The organism is Eikenella longinqua, from assembly GCF_001648355.1.
Lineage (GTDB): Bacteria > Pseudomonadota > Gammaproteobacteria > Burkholderiales > Neisseriaceae > Eikenella > Eikenella longinqua.
Genome location: NZ_LXSL01000008.1, coordinates 1 through 5746, shown reverse-complemented (window position 1 = coordinate 5746; position 5746 = coordinate 1). Strand labels below are relative to the sequence as shown.

Below are 5746 nucleotides of genomic sequence, written 5' to 3'. Positions count from 1 at the left end.
ACACCCCGGCTGATTAAGCCGGGGTGTCGGAATAGGTGTTTGGCAGTGTCCTACTTTCGCACGGGTATCCGTACTATCATCGGCGCTGGTTCGTTTCACGGTCCTGTTCGGGATGGGAAGGCGTGGGACCAAACCGCTATGGCCGCCAAACTAAACTGTACAAATCGTCAAGCCGCCGATATCGCTATCGGCCAATCAATCTTCTCCGGCCAAACTCTCTCAAGGTTCGACCGTCGGGTAATGTGTATCTCTTTCCAGTAAGCTTTATCTTCCGTCCTCTCCGGTGGCCAGCCACCGCAAAGCACTTCAAATGATAGAGTCAAGCCTCACGAGCAATTAGTATGGGTTAGCTGCACGCGTTGCCGCGCTTCCACACCCCACCTATCAACGTCCTGGTCTAGAACGACTCTTTAGTGTGGTTATACCACAAGGGAAGTCTCATCTCCAGGCAGGTTTCGCGCTTAGATGCTTTCAGCGCTTATCCTTCCCGAACTTAGCTACCCGGCGATGCCACTGGCGTGACAACCGGTACACCAGAGGTTCGTCCACTCCGGTCCTCTCGTACTAGGAGTAGCCCCTGTCAAACTTCCAACGCCCACTGCAGATAGGGACCAAACTGTCTCACGACGTTTTAAACCCAGCTCACGTACCACTTTAAATGGCGAACAGCCATACCCTTGGGACCGACTACAGCCCCAGGATGTGATGAGCCGACATCGAGGTGCCAAACTCCGCCGTCGATATGAACTCTTGGGCGGAATCAGCCTGTTATCCCCGGAGTACCTTTTATCCGTTGAGCGATGGCCCTTCCATTCAGAACCACCGGATCACTATGTCCTGCTTTCGCACCTGCTCGACTTGTCGGTCTCGCAGTTAAGCTACCTTTTGCCATTGCACTATCAGTCCGATTTCCGACCGGACCTAGGTAACCTTCGAACTCCTCCGTTACTCTTTGGGAGGAGACCGCCCCAGTCAAACTGCCTACCATGCACGGTCCCCGATCCGGATCACGGACCTGGGTTAGAACCTCAAAGTCACCAGGGTGGTATTTCAAGGACGGCTCCACAGAAACTGGCGTCTCTGCTTCTAAGCCTCCCACCTATCCTACACAAGTGACTTCAAAGTCCAATGCAAAGCTACAGTAAAGGTTCACGGGGTCTTTCCGTCTAGCAGCGGGTAGATTGCATCTTCACAACCACTTCAACTTCGCTGAGTCTCGGGAGGAGACAGTGTGGCCATCGTTACGCCATTCGTGCGGGTCGGAACTTACCCGACAAGGAATTTCGCTACCTTAGGACCGTTATAGTTACGGCCGCCGTTTACTGGGGCTTCGATCCGATGCTCTCACATCTTCAATTAACCTTCCAGCACCGGGCAGGCGTCACACCCTATACGTCCACTTTCGTGTTTGCAGAGTGCTGTGTTTTTAATAAACAGTCGCAGCCACCGATTCTCTGCGACCCTCCAACGCTTACGCCGCGAAGGCTTAACGTCGAAGGGCATACCTTCTCCCGAAGTTACGGTATCAATTTGCCGAGTTCCTTCTCCCGAGTTCTCTCAAGCGCCTTAGAATTCTCATCCTGCCCACCTGTGTCGGTTTGCGGTACGGTTCGATTTAAGCTGAAGCTTAGTGGCTTTTCCTGGAAGCGTGGTATCGGTCACTTCGCATCCGTAGATGCTCGTTATCGCTTCTCGGTGTTTCGAAGAACCGGATTTGCCTAGTCCTTCCACCTACCGGCTTGAACAAACTATTCCAACAGTTTGCTGACCTAACCTTCTCCGTCCCCACGTCGCACTTAAATCAAGTACGGGAATATTAACCCGTTTCCCATCGACTACGCATCTCTGCCTCGCCTTAGGGGCCGACTCACCCTGCGCCGATGAACGTTGCGCAGGAAACCTTGGGCTTTCGGCGAGCGGGCTTTTCACCCGCTTTATCGCTACTCATGTCAACATTCGCACTTCTGATACCTCCAGCATACCTTACGATACGCCTTCTCAGGCCTACAGAACGCTCCCCTACCATGCACGCTTCATTAAAACAACTCTGCTTCCACCATCCGTCACGCTCGACTTTGATGGGCGCTTTCCGTCGCTTCGCTCCGGTAAGCTGTTTTAATGAAGCGTGCATCCGCAGCTTCGGTTATAGATTTGAGCCCCGTTACATCTTCCGCGCAGGATGACTCGACCAGTGAGCTATTACGCTTTCTTTAAATGATGGCTGCTTCTAAGCCAACATCCTGGCTGTCTAAGCCTTCCCACTTCGTTTACCACTTAATCTATCATTTGGGACCTTAGCTGGCGGTCTGGGTTGTTTCCCTTTCGACAACGGACGTTAGCACCCGCTGTCTGTCTCCCATGCTCACACTTTCCAGTATTCTGAGTTTGCCATGGGTTGGTAAGTCGCAATGACCCCCTAGCCATAACAGTGCTTTACCCCCGGAAGTGATACATGAGGCACTACCTAAATAGTTTTCGGGGAGAACCAGCTATCTCCGAGTTTGTTTAGCCTTTCACCCCTATCCACAGCTCATCCCCGCATTTTGCAACATGCGTGGGTTCGGTCCTCCAGTACCTGTTACGGCACCTTCAACCTGGCCATGGATAGATCACTCGGTTTCGGGTCTACGCCCAGCAACTCGTCGCCCTATTAAGACTCGGTTTCCCTACGCCTCCCCTATCCGGTTAAGCTCGCTACTGAACGTAAGTCGTTGACCCATTATACAAAAGGTACGCAGTCACCCCAGATTTAAGCATCCTGCTATCTTGCTTAAATCTGCCAGTTTCACTCCTTAGTCTGCTTTTAGCTCGCTGCTCGCTCGCTGAAAGAACCAAGATACTTAAATCTGGGGCTCCCACTGTTTGTATGCATCAGGTTTCAGGTTCTATTTCACTCCCCTCCCGGGGTTCTTTTCGCCTTTCCCTCACGGTACTGGTTCACTATCGGTCGATGATGAGTATTTAGCCTTGGAGGATGGTCCCCCCATCTTCAGACAGGATTTCTCGTGTCCCGCCCTACTTGTCGTATACCTAGTACCACTACCGAGATTTCGAATACGGGGCTATCACCCACTATGGCGGAACTTTCCATTTCCTTCTTCTATCTCAACAGCTATCGTATACAGGCTCCTCCACGTTCGCTCGCCACTACTTGCGGAATCTCGGTTGATTTCTTTTCCTCCGGGTACTGAGATGGTTCAGTTCTCCGGGTTCGCTTCGCTTACCCTATGGATTCGGATAAGGATACCGTACAAAATACGGTGGGTTTCCCCATTCGGACATCACCGGATCATAGCTCTATTGCCAGCTCCCCGATGCTTTTCGCAGGCTTACACGTCCTTCGTCGCCTATCATCGCCAAGGCATCCACCTGATGCACTTATTCACTTGACTCTATCATTTGAAGTGCCTTTCTGACTTTGCCCTCCCTGCGTTGACGACAGTCGGGACTTAAGGCCTCTACTCTGATAAAGCTTACTGCTTGTTGTGTCCGAATCCTGCCTTTTGTCTCAGGATCCGGTCAATACAATCATTACCCAAATTTCAGTAAGTGGGGCACACCCCCTCTTACTTCGTTTGTTTATTGATTTCGGCTTGCCAATTTGTTAAAGATCGATGCGTCGCTTGCGCTTCGCAAATCAAAACCAGCTGCTTTCAAGTGGCCTGAAAGCGGTTCGCTTTGATTTGAAAAGTGCTGGGTCTGTGGTGGAGGCAAACGGGATCGAACCGATGACCCCCTGCTTGCAAAGCAGGTGCTCTACCAACTGAGCTATGCCCCCTTACCTCTCTCCTCGGGCGTTTCTACTGCTCTGCCTCTGGCTTCAGCGTGGTGGTGGGTCTGGGAGGACTTGAACCTCCGACCCCACGCTTATCAAGCGTGTGCTCTAACCAGCTGAGCTACAAACCCAAGGTCTTCTCTTGCATCTGTGTGATTACCGATAGGTGTGGATGCTCCTGCCCCGCTTTTCTCTAGAAAGGAGGTGATCCAGCCGCAGGTTCCCCTACGGCTACCTTGTTACGACTTCACCCCAGTCATGAAGCATACCGTGGCAAGCGGCCTCCTCGCGGTTAGCCTACCTGCTTCTGGTATCCCCCACTCCCATGGTGTGACGGGCGGTGTGTACAAGACCCGGGAACGTATTCACCGCAGTATGCTGACCTGCGATTACTAGCGATTCCGACTTCATGCACTCGAGTTGCAGAGTGCAATCCGGACTACGATCGGTTTTCTGGGATTGGCTCCGCCTCGCGGCTTGGCTACCCTCTGTACCGACCATTGTATGACGTGTGAAGCCCTGGTCATAAGGGCCATGAGGACTTGACGTCATCCCCACCTTCCTCCGGTTTGTCACCGGCAGTCTCATTAGAGTGCCCAACTAAATGATGGCAACTAATGACAAGGGTTGCGCTCGTTGCGGGACTTAACCCAACATCTCACGACACGAGCTGACGACAGCCATGCAGCACCTGTGTTACGGCTCCCGAAGGCACCCTTCCGTCTCTGGAAGGTTCCGTACATGTCAAGACCAGGTAAGGTTCTTCGCGTTGCATCGAATTAATCCACATCATCCACCGCTTGTGCGGGTCCCCGTCAATTCCTTTGAGTTTTAATCTTGCGACCGTACTCCCCAGGCGGTCGATTTCACGCGTTAGCTACGCTACTAAGCAGTCAAGCTGCCCAACAGCTAATCGACATCGTTTAGGGCGTGGACTACCAGGGTATCTAATCCTGTTTGCTACCCACGCTTTCGAGCATGAACGTCAGTGTTATCCCAGGGGGCTGCCTTCGCCATCGGTATTCCTCCACATCTCTACGCATTTCACTGCTACACGTGGAATTCTACCCCCCTCTGACACACTCTAGCCATCCAGTTCAGAACGCAGTTCCCAGGTTAAGCCCGGGGATTTCACATCCTGCTTAAATAACCGTCTGCGCTCGCTTTACGCCCAGTAATTCCGATTAACGCTCGCACCCTACGTATTACCGCGGCTGCTGGCACGTAGTTAGCCGGTGCTTATTCTTTCGGTACCGTCAGCAGAAACGGGTATTAACCGTCCCCTTTTCTTCCCGAACAAAAGTACTTTACAACCCGAAGGCCTTCTTCATACACGCGGCATGGCTGGATCAGGGTTGCCCCCATTGTCCAAAATTCCCCACTGCTGCCTCCCGTAGGAGTCTGGGCCGTGTCTCAGTCCCAGTGTGGCGGATCGTCCTCTCAGACCCGCTACTGATCGTCGCCTTGGTAGGCCTTTACCCCACCAACTAGCTAATCAGATATCGGCCGCTCAAATAGCGCAAGGCCTTTCGGTCCCCTGCTTTCCTCCTCAGAGCGTATGCGGTATTAGCCAATCTTTCGATTGGTTATCCCCCACTACTCGGCACGTTCCGATATGTTACTCACCCGTTCGCCACTCGCCGGCAGAAGTGCAAGCACTCCCCCGCTGCCGTTCGACTTGCATGTGTAAAGCATGCCGCCAGCGTTCAATCTGAGCCAGGATCAAACTCTTATGTTCAATCTCTAACTTTAAACTTCTGGTCTGCTTCAAAGAAACCAACAGATCAATGTCTAAAACATCGTCTTGTCTTCTCTTAGCAGTGCGGATGCCGAAACATCCACACTTATCGGTAATCTCACTGTTAAAGAACAATTCCGCTCCCGAATAAAAACGACACGTCTCAAAACCAATCAGTCCAACCAATTTCGAAACGGTGCCGTGGAAGCAGCGAAGATGCGAACTATACGCCA

General features: G+C 52.3%; 2 tRNA genes and 3 rRNA genes. All 5 read right to left on the bottom strand.

The features are described from left to right. Window positions 1–37: 37 nt before the first annotated feature. Window positions 38–150 (bottom strand): 5S ribosomal RNA (rrf, locus tag A7P95_RS00100). A 165-nt stretch (window positions 151–315) separates the two neighbouring features. Next, a 23S ribosomal RNA gene (locus tag A7P95_RS00095) occupies window positions 316–3392 on the bottom strand. Between the two features lie 310 nt (window positions 3393–3702). Next, window positions 3703–3778 (bottom strand) — tRNA-Ala (locus tag A7P95_RS00090). A gap of 51 nt (window positions 3779–3829) precedes the next feature. Beyond that, window positions 3830–3906 (bottom strand) — tRNA-Ile (locus A7P95_RS00085). Between the two features lie 66 nt (window positions 3907–3972). Then, window positions 3973–5513, bottom strand: a 16S ribosomal RNA gene (locus A7P95_RS00080). The 16S, 23S and 5S rRNA genes sit together here with 2 tRNA genes alongside, the layout of an rRNA operon. Window positions 5514–5746 lie beyond the last annotated feature (233 nt).